The sequence below is a fragment of the Reichenbachiella sp. 5M10 genome (assembly GCF_002742335.1).
In the GTDB taxonomy this organism is placed as follows: domain Bacteria; phylum Bacteroidota; class Bacteroidia; order Cytophagales; family Cyclobacteriaceae; genus Reichenbachiella.
In genome coordinates, this window is the sequence record NZ_MDGR01000007.1 from 99097 (window position 1) to 118040 (window position 18944).

Consider the following 18944-nt stretch of genomic DNA (forward strand, 5'->3'; position numbering starts at 1 on the left):
CATAAAACGATATAAACATGGAATCATTGACAAAGACAGTTTGGGCGATAGACCCGACCCACAGTGAAGTACAATTCAAAGTAAAACACCTTGTCATCTCTACGGTGACAGGATCATTCAAGTCATTTTCGGGGACAGTAGAATCAGAAGGGGAAGATTTTGATGGAGCAACGGCGTCCTTTAGTTTGGAAACAGCGAGCGTGGAGACCAACGTATCGGATAGAGATGCTCATCTGAAGAGTGCAGATTTTTTTGATGCAGAGACTTACCCTAACCTCACGTTCGAAGGGGTGTTGAAAAAAACGGGAGACGATACCTACTCTATGACAGGTCCGATGACGATCAAAGATGTGACGAAAGAAGTAACTGTTGAGGTCTCTTTGGGAGGGACCATGGTCGACGGATACGGTCAGCACAAAGCTGGCTTTGCACTCAATGCGACAATCAATAGAAAGGATTTTGGGTTGACTTGGAGCATGGTGACCGAAGCGGGAGGTGTAGTCGTAGGAGACGAAGTGAAGTTACTGCTCAACGTCCAAGTGATCAAAGGATAAGGTGGTTTGGGCTGATGTCCTAGATTTTAGAAACAAAAAAGGCAGACTCGGTAAAGAGCCTGCCTTTTGCTTTGTTGTTGTGTTATTTATTATTCTTTGATCAATCGACGGACTAGTCGGTCCTTCGAAGTGTGAACTTCTATGATGTATACTCCTTGAGGCAATTCACTAACATCGTATTGTGCCTGTGGCGTAGTGTAGTACTTCAATGCATGTCCACTCACGTCACGAATTGTCAACTGCTGAATGTCCTTTTCTGAGACACTAAATGTAGTTGTGACAGGGTTTGGATATAGGATAAGCGCAGCTGGCTCATCGTCTATGGACAAGGTTGTACAATCTATAATTACCTCTTGCGTTTGATGCGTCACGTTACCCGATCCGTCAGTAAATGTCCAGGTCACAGTCGTAGAAGCCGTGATCGGGAAAGTCGCACCGTTCGTTGCGCTGATTGTGCCTGAGCAATTGTCAGTCGCTGTAGGTACAGTTAAGTCAGCCGCAGTTATTGCGCACTCTCCATTGACAGTGGTCAGAGTGGTCGCGTCTGCTACAGGAGCGGTGGTGTCAGAGATGACTACCTCTTGTGTTTGAGTCGCCATGTTACCCGATCCGTCAGTATATGTCCAGGTCACAGTCGTAGAAGCTGTGATCGGGAAAGTCGCATCGGCTGTTCCACTGATGACACCTGAGCAGTTGTCAGTCGCTGTAGGTACAGTCAAGTCAGCCTCAGCAACTGAGCATTCTCCCGTGACAGTCGTCAAAGTAGCCGCATCAGCAACCGGAGCAGTGGTGTCCTCGATAGTCACCGTTTGTGTTTGCGTAGCTGTGTTGCCACTTCCATCAGTAAATGTCCAAGTCACAGTCGTAGAAGCGGTGATTGGGAAAGTCACATCAGTGGTTGCGTTGATAGCACCTGAGCAATTGTCAGTCGCCGTAGGCACCGTCAAGTCAGCTGCAGTTATAGCGCACTGGCCATTGACCGCCGTGAGAGTGGTCACGTCTGCTACGGGTGCGGTGGTGTCAGAGATGACTACTTCCTGCGTCTGCGTAGCTGTGTTGCCACTTCCATCAGTAAATGTCCAAGTCACGGTCGTAGAAGCGGTGATCGGAAATGTCGCATCGCTGGCTCCATTGATAGTACCTGAGCAATTGTCAGTAGCTGTAGGCACCGTCAAGTCAGCTGCAGCTATAGCGCACTGGCCATTGACTGCCGTGAGAGTGGTCACGTCTGCTACGGGTGCGGTGGTGTCAGAGATGACTACTTCCTGCGTTTGCGTAGCTGTGTTGCCACTTCCATCAGTAAATGACCAAGTCACAGTCGTAGAAGCCGTGATCGGGAATGTAGCATCGGTCGTCCCATTGATAGTACCCGAGCAATTGTCAGTAGCTGTAGGTATCGTCAGGTCAGCCTCTGCTACAGCACACTGCGCATTGACAGCAGTCAAAGTAGTCGCATCAGCTACTGGGGCTGTCACGTCTGCGAAAACGACCTCTTGCGTTTGCGTACTTGTATTGCCGTTGGCATCACTGTATACCCAAGTCACTATTGTTGTACTTGTAATCGGGAAGGTCGTTTCAGTAGTGGCAGTGATCACACCGGTACAGTTGTCTGTAGCAGTAGGAGCAATCAATGTTTCTACTTCACCACACTCGATATTTACAACGGCAAGTGTCATTACATCAGCAACGGGAGACTCACTATCGGTGATTGTCACTTGTTGGGTTTGCGTCGAGCTGTTGCCTTCACTGTCCGTGAATGTCCATGTGATCTCAGTACTTGCATAGACAGGGAATGTGGTGTCTGAGACACCCGTGATGGTTTCATCGTTCTCGGCATCATAGGCAGTCGGCAGTACAGTCGGCATATCTACGCTACAAGCACCTACTAAGTCGTCCAACTCTTCGGCGACCGTAGGGGGGCAGTTTTGCTCATCGCCATCGAAGCTCCATACATAGCCAATGCCTAGTGTCGCTCTTGGGTTTCCGTCACAATAGTACAACCCCTCAACACCTAGACTGATATTCGACGGGATGAGTGTTTCTCCTGCCTCGGTATCCAGTGTCGACCAACCAGCTAGGGTGAGATCATAATTTTGGACGGAAAGTCCAGAATAATCAAGCATTTCTTCCATGTTTAGAACCGAGCTAATGTCCCAATGGCCCAAACTTTGATCGAAGGAAGAAGCTCGGTAAAACATGCTTTCCATGTTTTCCACCTGACTCACATCCCAGTTGCTCAGATCTCCATTGAAAGAAGACGCGTAATAAAACATGTCGCTCATGTCAGTGACGTTGGACAAGTTAGGCGCATCTGTAGCGTTGTATACCATGTTTTCGGTGTACCTAAATGCAGACTCCATGGTTTCCCATTCGATATCCCCCCATTGTTCGATACTCATCAAGAATTCTCCTCCGGGTCCATTTGAGGCATTTAAGCCAGGAAATTGGCCGTAGATAGATACCGTGTAGATGCCTGCAGTGGCATAGCTATGTATAGGGAAGGAGTTTTTGGTGTAGAGAGTATTGTCTACTGTGCCATCGCCCCAATCTACAATAAAGTTAAAAGGAGAATCTGTATTCGTATTGATTGGAATAAAAACAAAATTGCTAAACCCGAAATCATCGATGGTTTGCCAGGTCGTGACGAATGGTCGTCCGACAAATACATATTGCTCCTGCGTCGCGGTACTACCGTCCGTTGCGGTATAATTCCAGACGATAGTCTGTGGTTCGGTGATTGGGAATATGGTCTCTGTTGTTGCGGTGATAGCTTCTCCATCGCAAGTCGTAGCAGTCGGTGCGTCTATTGTCTCTATAGACTCTTTACTGATTACACTAGCCAAGTTGTTGGTGTTGGGTACTATTCCGTTTTCGGCTTCACCGTCCCCGTCAATAGTCCAAGAGTATGTATCTATGAGGATATTTCTGTCCGTATCGTCACAATAGCGCAGCCCTTCTGCTCCTAAATAGATATCAGTAGGCACACTTGTCTCTCCGTTGTCTGTATCCAGTGTAGACCAACCTGCCATGGTCTGCTGATAATTTTGTGCAGACAATCCTGTACCACTCAACATTTCTTCCATGTCCTCGATACTGCTGATGTCCCAATTCCCAAGGTTTTGATTGAAGGATGAGGCGCCATAGAACATATCGTCCATGTATTCGATTTGACTCACATCCCAGTTGCTCAAATCAGCATTGAAAGAAGTTAAGCCATAAAACATACCCGAAAGGTCCGTGATATATGAAAGATCAGGTGTGTCAGTGGCATTGTAGACCATCTTCGTGGCTCCTTCAAACATGTAGCTCAGATCATCCCATTGGATATCTCCCCATTGATCTATGCTCACCAATTTGTCAGGAGAGTAGCTGTCGTAGGCATAAAAATATGGAAACTGCCCATACACAGAAACCGTATAGGTCCCAGCAGTCGCGTAACTGTGCACCGCATCGACATCTTCAGAGTATATTGTTTCGTCTACAGTGCCATCTCCCCAGTCTACCACGAAGTTAAAATCCTCGTCGTATCCAGGGATATATACTACATTGTTCTGCCCTTCCAAATTGTCAATTGTTTCCCATGTGGTGACAAAAGGCCTTCCTGCAAAAACATATTGCTCTTGGGTCGTGGTGTTGCCTCCAGTAGCGGTGTAAGTCCAAGTGATGGTCTGTGGAGAAGTGATTGGTAAGACTGCATCTGTGGTCGCAGTGATGATCTCTCCATCACAAGCAGTCGCCGTAGGCGCTACTAAGCTCTCAAGGCTGTTTTTGCCTATGACTGTAGATAAAAATTTGGCATCTGGCACGATACCTCCGTCGGCCTCTTGATCACCTGAAATATTCCAAGAGTAGTTGTTGTTTAGCGTAGAGCGGCTTGTGGCATCACAGTAGATCAGTCCATAGGGTGATGGATACTGATTCGTTGGAATCTTCGTTTCTCCTCCCTCAGTATCCAATGTTGCCCAGCCAGCCAGTGTCTGGTCATAGTGAGGAGTAGAAAACCCAGAGTAGCTGAGCATGCTTGACATTTGCGTCACCGAACTGATATCCCAGTTGGCTAGGCTCTGATCAAATGAAGACGCTCTGTAAAACATGTACGACATGTTGGTCACGTGACTGACGTCCCATGCACTAAGATCACTGTTGAAAGAGTTGGCGTAGTAGAACATGTGACGCATCTCAGTCACATGACTCACATCCCATGCACTGAGATCTCCTGTAAAGCCCGTAGCATTGTTGAACATACCGTACATGTCTGTTACCTGTGTGAGGTTAGGTACGTCTGTCGCATTACAAACCATGTTTGATAGGTTGGCAAATGCACTATTCATTGATTTCCACTCGATATCCCCCCATTGTTCGATTGTCATGAACTTGGATCTGTCAAATGCGGAACTTGATGAGATAGCTGGAAAATCACCATATACCGCAATGGTATAAGTTCCCTCTGAGGCATACTCGTGAATTGCCTGGTTAGCTTTCGTGTAGATGGTATTGTCTGTACTGCCATCGCCCCAGTCTACCTTATAGCTATAATTATAAATCAATCCGCTGTTGATTGGAATTCTAACGACATTTTGGACATCTATGAAATTGGCTGTTTCCCATGTGGTAACGAAGGGTCTACCTACCCAAATTTCTTGTTCTTGGGTTCTACTAGCTCCGCTTGTCGACGTATATGTCCATGTGATGGTCTGTGCTTCACTGATTGGAAATGTTGCATCTGTCGTAGCAGTGATTGCCTCTCCATCACATGTCTCTGCGGTGGGAGGGGCTAAACTTGTGATAGGCTCTTGACTGATGATGTATTCTAAACTTGCATTGTGCAGTATAATCCCTTGTTCTACAGGCGCATCCCCGTTGAGGGTCCAACCATAAGTGCCTGCTAGCAAGGTCCTAGAAGAATTGTCACAGTAGCGGAGTCCTTGAGCACCAAATGTAACGCCTGTGGGTATACTGGTTTCATCTGTGTCTAGTGTGGACCACCCTGCTAGTGTCTGCTCGTAGTTGTCAACAGAGAGATTTGTGCCATAGAGCATTTGGCTCATGTTGGTCACATGACTAATGTCCCAAGCACCCAGATCCGCATCCAGTGATGAAGCTCCCTGAAACATCCCAGACATGTCCGTCACAGCAGACAAGTTCGGTGCGTCAGTGGCATTGATCTGCAAATTGGTAGTATTTGCGAATGCGTAGCTCATCGTCCGCCAAGGGATATCTCCCCATTGTTCGATACTGAGCAAGTTAGAACTGCTACCATTGGGCATGAGTATGGCGTCAAAAAAACCACTGATTTGTACTTCGTAAATCCCTGGTTCGGCATAGGTATGATTGGCGTCATTTGCTACGTGTGTATCGACAGAGCCATCACCCCAGTCCACCGTGTAATCCAAATTGTATGTGTTGGAATTCCACGGAATTTTGATGGATTGATTAGAACTTGTCGTCTCCCAAGTCGTGATGAAAGGGCGATCCTGCGCCTGAGCCAATCCTGCAATAAGCATGAGCAGCATGGCGATTAGCACTGTCTTGGTTTTGAGAGATAGGATAAAGCGCCACCTTGAGACGGCAGATGACTCGGCAAGAACTGCACTGAGTCGGTGGAATAGGGAAGTAAAAAATTGTATAATCATCGATTCACGGTTTTATTATCAACCGTGAATTTCTTCAATCCAAAACCCCTACTTTGATGACCTATACATGAGTTGCTCAAATCCCTTCATGAGTAGTTCAAATTGCTACATGAAACCGATGGCTGAGTTCCTTATTGTTCGTGCAAGATGCTTGTTTTCACCAGTTCTAAGGAGAAACTGACTGAGGAGCCTTCATGGACCGTCACGTTGAGTTGACTGCCATGTATTTCTACAAATTTTCGACAGAGTATCAGTCCGAGTCCTGTGCCTTTTTCTCCGTCGGTACCAGTTGCGCTGGCGTTGAGACTTTCTTCCATTATTCGATTTTTTGCCTCTTCGCTCATCCCGATTCCTGTATCTCGGACCTGGACAATCAACTGATCCGACTGTGACTCAATAGCAATTGTTACTTGCCCATAGCGTGGAGTGAATTTGATGGCATTGCTCAGTAAATTGCGCAATACTGTGCCTATCATATTGATGTCCGCATGTACCCAGACGCCATCTTCTTCATAGGTCGAGTCGACGATCAATTCTATCTCTTTGGCGCGAGCACTGGGGGCAAATATTGTCACTGCATCATCTATCAGTAGCTGTAGATTGACTTCCTGTGGTTGGTAGGGCAAGGTCCCGAGTTGATTCAGTGTCCATTTGAGTAAGTTGTCTAGCAGGTGATTGACTTTGTCTGCAGATTTGTCTACTTGTTCTATCAGTTGGTTTACCTTTTGAGTGTCGCCCTTTTTCATTTGGTAGTGGAGCATGCGTCCAATCCCCTGAAAGGACGTCAGAGGCCCTCGGATATCGTGAGCGATCAGAGCAAAGAATTTGTCCTTCATTTTGTTACTTTCCATCAGCTCATTTTGAGAGGCGTTCAATTTTTTGTTGATATCCGTGATGAGTAGATTTCTTTTGTCCAGCGCCTTTTTGGTTTTCCGGGTTTGGACGAAACCATAGAGGAATCCTCCACAGGCGAGTAGGGCAGCTCCAGACAAGAGGCCTAGCAGCAGTTTGTACTTTCGCTCTTGTGCCAAATCCAAAGCGGTCAATTGATTTTGCTGCTGCAGTGTGAGGATTTCATTCTCTTTCTTTTCGGTTTCGTATTGTTCTTGCAGTGCCAGTTTGGTTTGATGGATCTCCACACCTGACAAACTATCCTTTAGGGTTTTAAATTTTTTGTATGCAGCAAGAGCCAAGTCATACTCTTCAAAGGATTCATAGGCTTCAGACTCAATTCTATAGACCATGACCATGGTGTGCCATGCATCGTATTTTTCACCGATTTCTTTGGCACGATCCAAGTGATGCATCGAGAGATTTCTGTTGTGCAGTTGGGCATAGGCCGAAGCAAGGTTGGCATGTGATTCGATCGAAATCAATTCATCGTTGCGCTGCTGTTCCATAGTCAAGCCTTTTTGTTGGTACTCTATGGCTTTTTCAAACAGCCCCTGCATGAGGTAGACAGAGGCCATGTTGCCATAGCTGTAGGCTTCCAAGTCTGTCCAGCCTCCTGATTTTGACATCTCGATAGTCTTTTCATAATAATACAACGCACTATCCGCAATCGGTAGGCCTGAGTAGGAGTTGCCCAAGCCCAAATAGGACAACGCCTCTCCACGTTGATCTCCTGAGGCACGATGATATGCCAAGCTTTTTCTATGGTACTCGATAGATTTTTCTATGTCCCCCATTTCATATAGGGTAGAGGCCATATTGGCCAAGGTGCTGGCATACAAGCCTTGATGTATCTGAGGATCTATCAAGCGCAGCGATTGGTAAAACAAGACTATGGATTCATCAAACCGACCAAACTGGCTCAGGGCGAAGGCTTTTTGTTCCAGCCCTTCTGCTACGAGGATCTTGTCGTCGATCATCTCACTGAGTCGAATACCCTCATCGATCAGAACGATCGCTTCGGCAGCACTTTTGCTCGTGATGATGGGTGCAGCGACATCATAGTAGAAATCGATCAATGTCGCCTCTGATTGCTTGGTCTCATAGAGCCATTCAAAGTGAGTCGACCAATCTGTCTTGTCCGATTCGGCATAGAGTACATTGATCAAGGAATCCAGCAGCAGTTGGTCGTCTATTTGATGTGCAGCGACCATTTGTCTGAGGATAGGAGACTGGGCATAGAGGGAGCCAGAGAGGGTGAGGCAGAGGGCCAAGAGTGAAAGTCTGATTTGCATGAAGGGGTTCTATCTTAAAGTCATTGTCAAGGAAGTAGAGGGAGAGGGAAGTGTCAGTGGAGCATTTGTAGCCTTTGGTACAAAACTGTTTTGTAACTGCGGCCAAAAGGGATTTCTTGACCTCCTACCGTGATCATGAAATCCGCTTCTTCTATGCTGTCAATTCGGTCTATATTGACCACAAACGCGCGATGTATTCTCAAAAACAGTTTGGGGTCGAGTTGCTGCTCTAATGATTTGAGAGACATACGTAGGTGGTACTGATGTGCAGTGGTGATGACTTGACAGTATCGCTCATCCGCCAGTTCGATCCACAGGATGTCTTGGATCTGTACTTTTTCGAGTTTGCTACCTCTCTTGAGGAAAAAACTGTCTCGGATGATCACATCTGTGTTCCACTCGGCAGGCGAGTGAGTAGCAGGGCTGTCTTGTTGGCTAAACTTGCGAATAGCAAGTTCGATGGCTGCTTGCAGATTGCCACGTTCGACGGGTTTGATGAGGTAGGCATAGGGAGCTGTCTCCATGGCTTGATTCATCGTTTCTTTGTCGTCAAACGATGTGACAAACAAGAACGGAGTAGGGTGAGTATGCTGTATTTTTTGGGCGATATGTATGCCGTTGTTTGCGTTTTTGAGCGCAATATCCAATACAACGACATCAGGCTTCAGCACTTTGATGTTTCGAAGCAGATCCATCTCATTGTCATGAATACCGATACAATCGTACCCCATTTCATCGAGTAGCATTTCCATTTTGGTTGCGTGAGTCAAGTCATCCTCAGCAACGAGTACCTTCAATTTGGCCATAATTACTTCTGCAATAGCTTGTTGTGATTGGCTGTCAAGTACGGGGATACTATGGAAAGTAAATCTAGTCAAAAATCATTTCCTGTGTTTACTTTGAGCCGTACTATCAATATAAAAGTATGGAGAGCATGGTGGCAGTGTCGGGGATGGTCAAAGGTTCGACGTGCAGTAGCTGAAGTGATTTTTGGGTCGTGATTTCGGTTTTGGTGGTTGATAGCAACGGGTCACTGGGTGGGCGTATTGTCATGAAAAAAATGACGAATGCTGTTTGGTTGTTATTCGGTGATTTCCCATTCTTCTATCCCCCCTTTGATGGGCCGAAAGAGCGGGTGAGTGTTGAGCGGTTGGGTTTTCGACAACTTCTCAAATCGTGCTGGATCACGGGTTTTGAGCTTTTGGAGGAGGTGAGCGGTTTCGTACTGGACCTGCCCATCAGTGACGGTCATGCTGCATGGTTGAAAATTCCAATCTATTTTCTCTCGGTTGAAATGGTAACCACGAGCAGTTGCTTCTTCATATACTGTGGATAGATAGCAGTTGATGGCTTCCAAGGGATTAGGCATACGTTTGAAGCGGTCGAGTTGGGGATGATTTTTGTAGCCCTTTGTTTTGCCGGCAAGGACATGCTGAGCGAGTAGGGTTTCTCGCCATAGTGCGACGAGGCCTTTGGTGTCGAGGTGCATAGGGTGTAGGGACCAAATTCTCATGTTTAGTGGATTCGGGAGTTGAGGTAGGAGGCGACGTTTTGTTTACTGATGATTTCCAAAGGAAAGAGTTCCTCACGGGGGAGTTCTTTGTGAAACAACAAATGATTGGTCAAGTGGCTGATTCCAACCTGGGTCATGCGTTTCGGGTTTTGGTTGATTAGGAAGTTGATGACACCTTGCTCTAGATATCTGAGATTGTCGGCGAGCAAGTCATAGCCTACGAGCTTGATGTCAGTGTGCCCGTGTTTTTCCATGAGCGCAGCGATCAGATTGGTCCCTTGTGAGGTGGAGACAAATACTCCTCCCAAGTCTGGTGCTTGGAGTATTTGTGAGACAATCTGATTCAGTTCGCTACTGTTGACATGATTGAGGTCATGGCTGGATATGTCGTATGCTGAACCAAGCTGGTCACGGAGACCCATTTCTTTGGCCTTGAGGTGGACGGAGTTGTCCACACTTTCGTGAATGTGAAAGACGGCAATCCCTTTTTTGTCGGAGTGGCTTAGGCTGAGCAATTCTCCACCGACTTTCCCACTCTGATAGAGGTCCTGTCCGATGAAAGACAAAGGTTGAGCTTCTGGTATGTTGGTATTGAAGAGTACATAGGGAGTCTTTTGTGTCTTGAGCGTTGCAAAAAGATTCAGTGATTCGTGGTGAAAGATAGGCGCGACGATCACTCCATCGGGTTGGCTCGAGAGGACGTTTTGCGCGCAAACCGCGAAGGATTTGCTGTCGTAGAGGTCAAAGAAATGCGGGGTAATTTCCAATCCATATTGAGACCACTCATCCAGACTATGTGCGACACCCGATTCGGCCAAAGCCCAATATTCGTCTTGTTGTGGATTGGGGATGAGTAGCGCAAGGTGAACGGCTTTTTTAGAACCGAGCGTACGAGCCAGTAGGTTGGGTTTGTACCCCGTGGACTGGATGACATCCTCGACTTTTTTGCGTACTTCTTCGGCGACTTTGCCGCGTTTGTGTATCACTCTATCCACAGTCCCTACGGAGACACCAGCCATCTCGGCGATGTCTTTTATTCGGATGTTCTTGTTTTCACTCATGAAGGTTGATTGTTTGAGTTTCAAAAATAATCAAAGCACCACGAATTAAAATTTTTAGTCCAGCGGATAGCGATTGCCTGCTAAAAGTCAGCTTGACCACTGTGGTTTAAAATAAATATTGTGTGCGCACACAAATTTAGTGTGTGCGCACACAATTAATTATGAAATTGTTTTGTTTTTGTTAACCCAATTTCTATCTTGAACTCATCAAGTTGCAAAATGCAAGGATATTAGCCTATCTATAGAGGGAGATTGCAAGAGGTGAGAGTGTCCATTTTTGGAGGAATAGGATGCTAGAAAAAGAGCTATCGAGGGAGTGCCAGAGGAGTGTATGGAGCAGTATGGTTTTGATTAACGACGATTACTAATTACTCACTTATACAAACTATTCTTTTATGATTAAACATTACAAAACACGAGTAAGGGCTTTGCTTGGGGTGAAGTTCGGCTCTGGACAGGACGAGGAGCCTGGATTGATGCCTTCACGAGGGGTGTCAGTTAGGCGCGGATGGCACAAAGGTGTGCTCACGCTCTGGATAGTACTGATGGGGGTTGCCAGCCAAGTGCAGGCACAGGTAGCCATATCAGGAAAGGTACAGGATCAGGTAGATGGATCTCCACTACCTGGTGTCACGGTCTTGATGGAAGGAAAATCAGGAGGGACTGTGACCGATTTTGATGGAAACTTTAAGTTGGAAGCGGAAAAAGGAGATGTACTCATCTTTTCTTTCATTGGTTATTTGAGTCAGAGTGTCACTGTAGGCAGTCAGACGGTGATCGATGTGAGTTTGGAGCAGGATTCCAAACAGCTCGACGAAGTAGTGGTGACTGCACTTGGTATAGAGAGAGAAACCAAGTCTTTGGGCTACTCTGTGAGTCAAGTCGATGGAGAAAATCTCTCAATGGCCAAGGAGGTCAATGTGGTCAATTCCCTTTCGGGAAAAGTCGCAGGTGTAGATGTCAATCTTTCGACCGCCGGACCGACGGGATCATCGAGTGTGACGATTCGAGGAAAGGCTTCTTTGGGAGGATCAAATGAACCGTTGTATGTAATAGACGGTGTACCTATGGACAATCGCTCGCAAAGTGAAGGGGCCGGACAATGGGGAGGATATGATTTGGGCGATGGTGTGTCTAGCTTGAACTCTGACGATATCGAGTCTGTATCCGTACTGAAGGGACCATCTGCAGCAGCACTGTATGGATCGAGAGCTTCCAATGGCGTCATCTTGATCACGACCAAACAGGGAAGAAAAAGAAACGGTATCGGCGTAGAGTTTACCAGCAACGCGACGTTCGAAAAAGTCAGTGCCAAGTTTGATGACTACCAGACTGTATACGGACAAGGTCGGGACGGGCAGATACCAGATGAGGACGATGCGCAAAACACGTCTCAGTCTGCTTGGGGGGCTAAAATGGACCCTAATTTGATGATTCCGATATACAACGGGCAGTTGAAACCATATGGGGTAGTAGAGGACAATATTTTGGATTTTTTTAGGACGGGTTCTACCTTTACCAATACAGTCGCACTGACGGGAGGCAATGAAATCGCTAACATGCGTGTGTCGGTTTCGGACATGAGAAACAACGACATTATCCCTGGATCTGAGATGTCTCGAAACACGTTTTTGATCAACGGGTCGCTCAAATTGGCGGATCGTCTGACCATAACGAGTAAGGTCAACTATATACGCGAATCAGCGACTAATCGCCCAGCATTGTCCGACAACCCAAACAACGTAGGACTATCCCTCATCGGTCTAGCACCTAGCTTTGATCAAAAATGGCTGTCAGAAGATTACAAAGATGATGAGGGCAGGTATGTCGACTGGAATGGCGGCAATATCTACCGGATCAACCCATACTGGTCGACACGCGAGATATCAAATGAGTCTTCGAGAGATCGTATCATTGGATACTTGCAAGTGGATTACAAATTGACCGATTGGTTGAATTTGAATTTGCGTGGAGGTACTGATTTTTATCAGTCTAGATTCACCAATTTCTCACCTGTTAGCACGCCTACATTGGAAACAGGTAGTTTGACTGAGCAGAGTAGGTTTAATCGCGAGGACAACTACCAAGCGATGCTCGAAGTGCACAAGGATTTCAACGGTGGATTTTCTCTGTCATCTTATGTCGGGGGCAATATCATGACGTACAACGTAGAATCCTTCACTCAATCGGGTACTGGAATCATCCTTGAGGATGTTCAGACTATTCAGAATTTCCTGCAGGTCAACAACGGCTATTCGAATATCCGAAAGCAAATCAACTCACTCTTTGGAGCGGTACAGTTAGGGTACAAGGGTACCTATTTTTTGGATGCGACGCTTCGAAACGACTGGTCCTCTGCCTTGGATCCTGATTACAATTCATACCTCTACCCATCCGTCTCGGGGAGTTTTGTGTTTTCTAATTTGCTAGAGGGGAGCAAGTTCCTGTCTTTTGGCAAGTTGAGAGCTTCGTACGCGGAGGTCGGTGGAGATACAGAACCGTATCGTTTGAGTCAAAACTATGGAGTAAAAGACTTTTCGTTGCTAGGCAAACCACTCGGAGAGCTGTCAGGAGTAGAATTGGCTAAGGTGGATTTGAAGCCGACACGGACCTATTCGTACGAAGTAGGGGCAGACATTCGTTTTTTTCAAGATAGATTGAGGTTGGACGCAGCGTACTACTATCAGTTGACAAGGGATCAGATTTTGACACTCAACATCCCCGCAACGAGTGGGTACGACATAGCAGTCATCAATGCGGGAGAGATTCTCAACCAAGGAGTCGAAATCCAAATGGCTGCCACACCGATTCAGGTAGGCGATTTCCAGTGGAATGTGACGGTGAACTTTGCGAAGAATGTCAATTCTATCCCTGTGCTACACCCTGAGTCAGACACGTATTTGCTATCCAATGCAAGGTGGGCCAATGCGGCGATCGTGGCGACCGAAGGAGGCAAGTATGGAGACATCGTAGGCAAGAAATGGTTAAGAGATCCTGACGGAAATATCGTACACAATGCCGCAGGACTACCGGTACTCGATGATGAGGCAGGACAGCAGGTTTTGGGCAACGGTCAGTACGAATTCACTACGGGTATTATCAATGATTTCTCCTACAAAGGATTCACTCTACGTGCTTTGATAGATTACAAGTCCGGGGCTGATGTGTACTCGATGAGTAGTGGTTTGGCATATGCCAATGGTACGTCTAAACATACGCTCGAAGGGAGAGACGAATGGTATGATTCGGAAGAGGCTCGGCTCGCTGCTGGAGTGACAGATATCGCAGCTTGGACGCCTACGGGAGGATATGTCGGCGAGGGTGTCAAAAACACAGGAACTACTGACAACCCTGTATATGAGACCAATGATATTCCTACCAACCCCCAAAATTACTGGGGGAGTTTGTATACTCAATCACCGGAGTTGTTCATCTATGACGCATCCTATGTCAAGTTGAGAGAATTGGTGATTCGCTATGATTTTCCTAAAAAGTGGTTGGGCAATGTCTTGACGGCAGGATCGATCTCTTTCGTAGGTCGAAACCTCTGGCTGATCTACAGCAATGTGCCCAATGTAGACCCTGAATCAGGCTATAACAACAGCAACGGCCAAGGGTTTGAATATGGGTCGATTCCTTCCAGACGAAGCTATGGTGTCAACCTAAGCTTGAAGTTTTAATCACTAAATAAGAAACCAGATGAAGACTTTCATAAAGAACAACATATATATCATCGCGCTGATTATGACGGTAGGTTTTGCTGCCTGTGATGATTTTGAGGAGATGAATCAGAATCCTACCACGTCGACGGACATGGACCCTAACCTCATGCTGCCGACGATACAGATGCAGCTATCTGGGGAGCGCTACGAGACATGGAGAAACAGTTTCATCTATGCCTCAGATTGGATGCAACTATGGACAGGCGAGTACGCGACGGTGGAGATTGGCGGAAAAGGTCAAAAGAACGATACCTACATGAGTGCTCTTTGGGATAGAGAGTATTCGCGCGAAGTACGAAACATCACGGACATGGTGGAGCGAACCAAAGACAGTCCAGAACAAGTCAATATCAACGCGGTCTCACGGATCATGAGGGTGTTGATCTTTCATCGATTGACAGATTTGTATGGAGATTTACCCTATTTCACAGCGGGTAAAGGATATTTCGAGGGGGTGCTTAAGCCGACTTACGATACCCAAGAGGATATTTACAATGATTTTTTTGCGGAGTTGGAGTTGGCTACTACCGCTTTGGACCCTAGTGCAGATCAGGTGACCCAAGACTTTTACTTTGAGGGCAACATTGCACAATGGAAAAAGTTTGGGAATTCGCTGCGATTAAAATTAGCCATGAGACTGGTCAAAGTGAATGCCGCCAAAGCACAGAGCGAGGCTGAGGCTGCCATCGCTGGAGGAGTCATGGAAAGCAATGCCGACATGGCGATCATGTATCACAACAATGCACCATTCAACGGCGGAGGTATGGGGGGCAATGGTACTTCGTACACCTTCATGTCTGCATCGCCTGATGTGAGTAGTTTCAGAATCTGTACGACACTCGCTGAGCAGCTGGAGTCTACAGGTGACCCTCGCATTACTCTCATGGCTGGTAGCTACCTGGACAACAAAGACCGTACGGATGTGAGCCAAGAGGTATACGACGAGATTGGTAGCTATACAGACTTATCAGTATTGCCGAGCAATTTTATCTGGCAAGCGGCGGGCGGTACGATAGAGGTAGATATAGATGGGGCACCCACTGAGGTGACAGGCCCGTTGCAATTGCTACAGCCTGCAAAAGCACTGACAGCTATCGATGCGCCTTTCATCATGATGAGTTATGCTGAGGTCAAACTGTTGATGGCGGAGGCGGCCTTTAGAGGGTGGTCTGCTGGTGGTGATGCTGCGACGCATTATGCGGAAGCACTCGCAGCAGGGGTGATGCAGTACGATGCGTATGGTATCGAACTGCCGGATCAAGGCACGATCGATGCATTCGTAGCGGCCAATCCTTTGGGCGCAGGTACAGAGCTCGAGGATATCAATACGCAGCTTTGGGTCAACTTTGCTTTCAACCCCATGGAGGCGTATAGCAACTGGAGGAGATCAGGCTTCCCTGCACTCGCGTATCCAAACGTCGACCCAGGGATCAACCAGACCAACGGGACGATTCCTCGCAGGATGCAGTATCCGATCAACGAGTACTTGCTCAATGAAGCCAATTTGCTAGAAGCGGTAGATCGCCTCGATGGTGGAGACGATTGGACCTCACGTGTATGGTGGGATGTCCAGTAGTCCGGTGCTTATGTCAACTAAAAAATTGAACCAAATGAAAAATTATAGATTTATAAAGGAAGCATTTCTACTGATGGTCATCGTCTCGATGTTCGTCAGTTGTGCGGAGGAAGTAGAGAACCCGAGCTTTGATTCGGACGAATTGCCGAGGATATTTGGCTGGGAGCAGCTCTACGGTACCAATATCGAAGACTCACTAAAGATCGCCGTGCAGGTATCTCCGAGCGATGGGGTGACCTACAGCTGGACACTCGATGGAGTAGAGGTTTCTACTGAGCCTACTTTTGAGTATCTCTTTGATGATCCCAAAACCTACGAAGTGCATCTAGCTATCGAGCGAAATGGTGTGCCCAATACCCGGACAGCTACTGTCGAAGTGAACCAGCCTTTTGTCCCGAAGGACTATGCCAAAATGATGGTTGGCTTCCTCACGAGTGCTGGGTCGATTTCGGATGTTGATTTCAGTAGCTTGACGCACTTGGTGATCTCATCTGCCGTGGTGGATGAAGTGGCATTTCCTGAGACCATCGTGGATACGACATTCGCAGATGCGATGAATATCCCACAGATCGTGCAGTCTGCGCACAATGCAGGTGTGTATGTCATGCTGGACGTGACGGATGATATGGCAGCCATCACTGGTGGAGGTCTGTATGGAGATGTGACCTTCTTTGACGCGGTAGCAGACGCAGACAAGCGTGCTAAGGTCTTGGAAACGATCATGAAGTTTGCGGTGGACAATCAGCTGGATGGAGTTAATTTCTATCTTAACGATACTTGGGGAGGGCCAGGTAGTTTGGATGCTGCTGCGATTGGTGCATTCTATGCAGCGGTACCGGATTATTTGCCCGAAGGGCCAGGGCCTGACGGAGAGTTCTTTTATTCCGTGTCTGTACCGGGCGGTTGGACGACTAGTTTGTTGAGTCCATTGGCGGCAGTAGAGCGCATCGATTGGGTGAATATACAACCTTATCGATATGAAGATTTGTCTCCGACATCACACTCGCCAGGTTGGGCTTTTACCAGTCTAGCGGATACTTGGATAGGTTTGGGGGTTCCCGCAGAGAAGATTGTAGGCGGGTTTCCAGCTTTCGGACTGAAGTACGACATGCCTACAGACGGCACGGTCGTCGGCTGGGGCAACTTGTGGATGTTTGCCACTTACCATACTTACAAAGAGATTTTATCGATGGATGCGGAAGCGTATAGTAAAAACATGCTCAGCGTAGACGATGGTTTATTCTACGATGGACACCCAGCGGTGACCGAAAAGGCCAACGCAGTACTCTCTCAAGGGTATGGAGGGATGATGATGTGGAGCATCGAGAGCGACACCAAAGACCCTGAAACCTCCTTGTTGAAAGCAGCATATTCAGCATTAGGTAATAATTAGCGTTAAGTTTAAAAGTAACTGGCCTCCGATGGAGAAACGGGGGCTAGTTTTTCTTATTGGATGAAAAAAGCAATCCTATTTTTTAGCTTGACAGTGTTTTGTATCACTGCGAGCATAGCCCAGTCTTCACCTTCGCGTGTGGTTGGGTATATACCTACTTGGGTCAATTTTAGTGCCCTACTTCATGAGACAGATTTTTCGTCGTATTCGCACATCATGTTGGCATTCGCCAATCCGGATATAGATGGGAATGTCAGTATCGGAGCATCGGAGGCAGATGTGAAGCGTCTCATCCGCAAGGCACACCAATCAGGGTGCCTAGTCCTCATGTCTATTGGTGGAGGATCTACTACCATCAATGATGCTTGGCACGAAAACATGAAATCTAGCAATCGCCCACGGGTCATCGGCAATTTGATTGCCTTTATGCAAGCGCATGGTTTTGATGGAATCGATGTGGATTTGGAGGGTGATTTGGTACTCAGCAGTGCCTACCCTGCATTCGTTCGGGAGTTAGACGAGCATTTGCCTGAGACCAAACTGTACACTGCCGCCATGGCAACTTGGAGCGCAACCAATTTGCAGTCCGAAACCCTAGATCGCTACGATTTCATCGGGGTGATGTCTTATGATCAGACTGGTCCATGGACACCCAATACACCGGGGCAGCACTCGAGCTATGACAATGCCGTATATGACATTGGTTATTGGAAGAATACAAAAAAGCTATCTGCGGACAAAGTAGTACTTGGTCTGCCGTTTTATGGCTACAACTTTGAAAGTGCCACGCAAATCAGATCGATGGTCTACCGAGATATTGTTGCGCAGTACGAGGGGGCGGAGGCTCTCGATCAAGTGGACAACATCTACTACAACGGTCAGCCAACCATCCGAGCCAAATCAGAACTGGCACTGGAACAAGCAGGCGGAGTGATGATTTGGGAAATCACCCAGGATGTGTCCTATAGCGATGAACGTTCACTTCTTCGGACGATACATGAGGTGATAGAGCCGGTTCATCAGGAGATATTGTCGACGGGTTTAGGCGTAGAGGCAGATAGTATTTACCCCAACCCAACGCATGATTACTTGATATTGCCAGAGCTAGGACGAGACGATACCGTCACAATCGTTACTTTACAAGGAACACAGGTGTGGAGCGGAATGGCAGATGCCGAGCGTCAAATTGATGTACGTTCACTCTCGTCAGGGATATACTTGGTAAGGATAGAGAATAACCAAAGAGTCAAAAGTCTCCGCTTTATCAAAGAGTAGCTTATCTGTCTTGATGAATTTTGAAAACAAT

General features: G+C 47.1%; 10 protein-coding genes. 5 read left to right on the forward strand and 5 right to left on the reverse strand.

Annotated features, from left to right (window positions below):
* Window positions 1-17 precede the first annotated feature (17 nt).
* On the forward strand, window positions 18-554 hold the full coding sequence (locus BFP72_RS00470) for a YceI family protein (RefSeq protein ID WP_099597231.1): 537 nt from the start codon (window positions 18-20) through the stop codon (window positions 552-554).
* Between the two features lie 89 nt (window positions 555-643).
* Here BFP72_RS00470 and BFP72_RS00475 read toward each other — a convergent pair whose 3' ends face one another.
* The 5 genes from BFP72_RS00475 to BFP72_RS00495 all read right to left on the reverse strand — a co-directional run bounded on the left by BFP72_RS00475 (window position 644) and on the right by BFP72_RS00495 (window position 10947).
* The gene (locus BFP72_RS00475; RefSeq protein ID WP_099597232.1) at window positions 644-6187 is read right to left on the reverse strand and encodes a BspA family leucine-rich repeat surface protein; all 5544 of its coding nucleotides are present in this window, start codon (window positions 6185-6187) and stop codon (window positions 644-646) included.
* 131 nt (window positions 6188-6318) lie between these two features.
* Complete coding sequence (locus BFP72_RS00480; protein WP_099597233.1) at window positions 6319-8373, reverse strand: ATP-binding protein; 2055 nt, start codon at window positions 8371-8373, stop codon at window positions 6319-6321.
* A 53-nt stretch (window positions 8374-8426) separates the two neighbouring features.
* Window positions 8427-9179: a LytTR family DNA-binding domain-containing protein gene (locus BFP72_RS00485; RefSeq protein ID WP_099597234.1), complete on the reverse strand. Its 753-nt coding sequence runs from the start codon at window positions 9177-9179 to the stop codon at window positions 8427-8429.
* Window positions 9180-9454: 275 nt separating this feature from the next.
* A complete protein-coding gene (locus BFP72_RS00490) occupies window positions 9455-9886 on the reverse strand; it encodes a pyrimidine dimer DNA glycosylase/endonuclease V (protein ID WP_099597235.1) in 432 nt (143 codons plus the stop codon).
* Window positions 9887-9888: 2 nt separating this feature from the next.
* Window positions 9889-10947, reverse strand: coding sequence for a LacI family DNA-binding transcriptional regulator (locus BFP72_RS00495; RefSeq protein ID WP_099597236.1), 1059 nt, complete (start codon window positions 10945-10947; stop codon window positions 9889-9891).
* A gap of 395 nt (window positions 10948-11342) precedes the next feature.
* Between BFP72_RS00495 and BFP72_RS00500 the strand changes: the two genes are divergently transcribed.
* Genes BFP72_RS00500 through BFP72_RS00515 form a run of 4 tightly spaced genes read left to right on the forward strand, consistent with a single transcriptional unit; the run spans window position 11343 to window position 18913 of the window.
* Complete coding sequence (locus BFP72_RS00500) at window positions 11343-14627, forward strand: SusC/RagA family TonB-linked outer membrane protein (protein WP_221406446.1); 3285 nt, start codon at window positions 11343-11345, stop codon at window positions 14625-14627.
* A gap of 19 nt (window positions 14628-14646) precedes the next feature.
* Entirely contained in the window at window positions 14647-16245 is a 1599-nt protein-coding gene (locus BFP72_RS00505; protein WP_099597237.1) for a SusD/RagB family nutrient-binding outer membrane lipoprotein, read from the forward strand.
* A gap of 34 nt (window positions 16246-16279) precedes the next feature.
* Window positions 16280-17638, forward strand: a complete 1359-nt coding sequence (locus BFP72_RS00510) for a glycosyl hydrolase family 18 protein (protein ID WP_158233213.1) — start codon at window positions 16280-16282, stop codon at window positions 17636-17638.
* A gap of 60 nt (window positions 17639-17698) precedes the next feature.
* A complete protein-coding gene (locus BFP72_RS00515; RefSeq protein WP_099597239.1) occupies window positions 17699-18913 on the forward strand; it encodes a glycosyl hydrolase family 18 protein in 1215 nt (404 codons plus the stop codon).
* The last annotated feature ends 31 nt before the right edge of the window (window positions 18914-18944 follow it).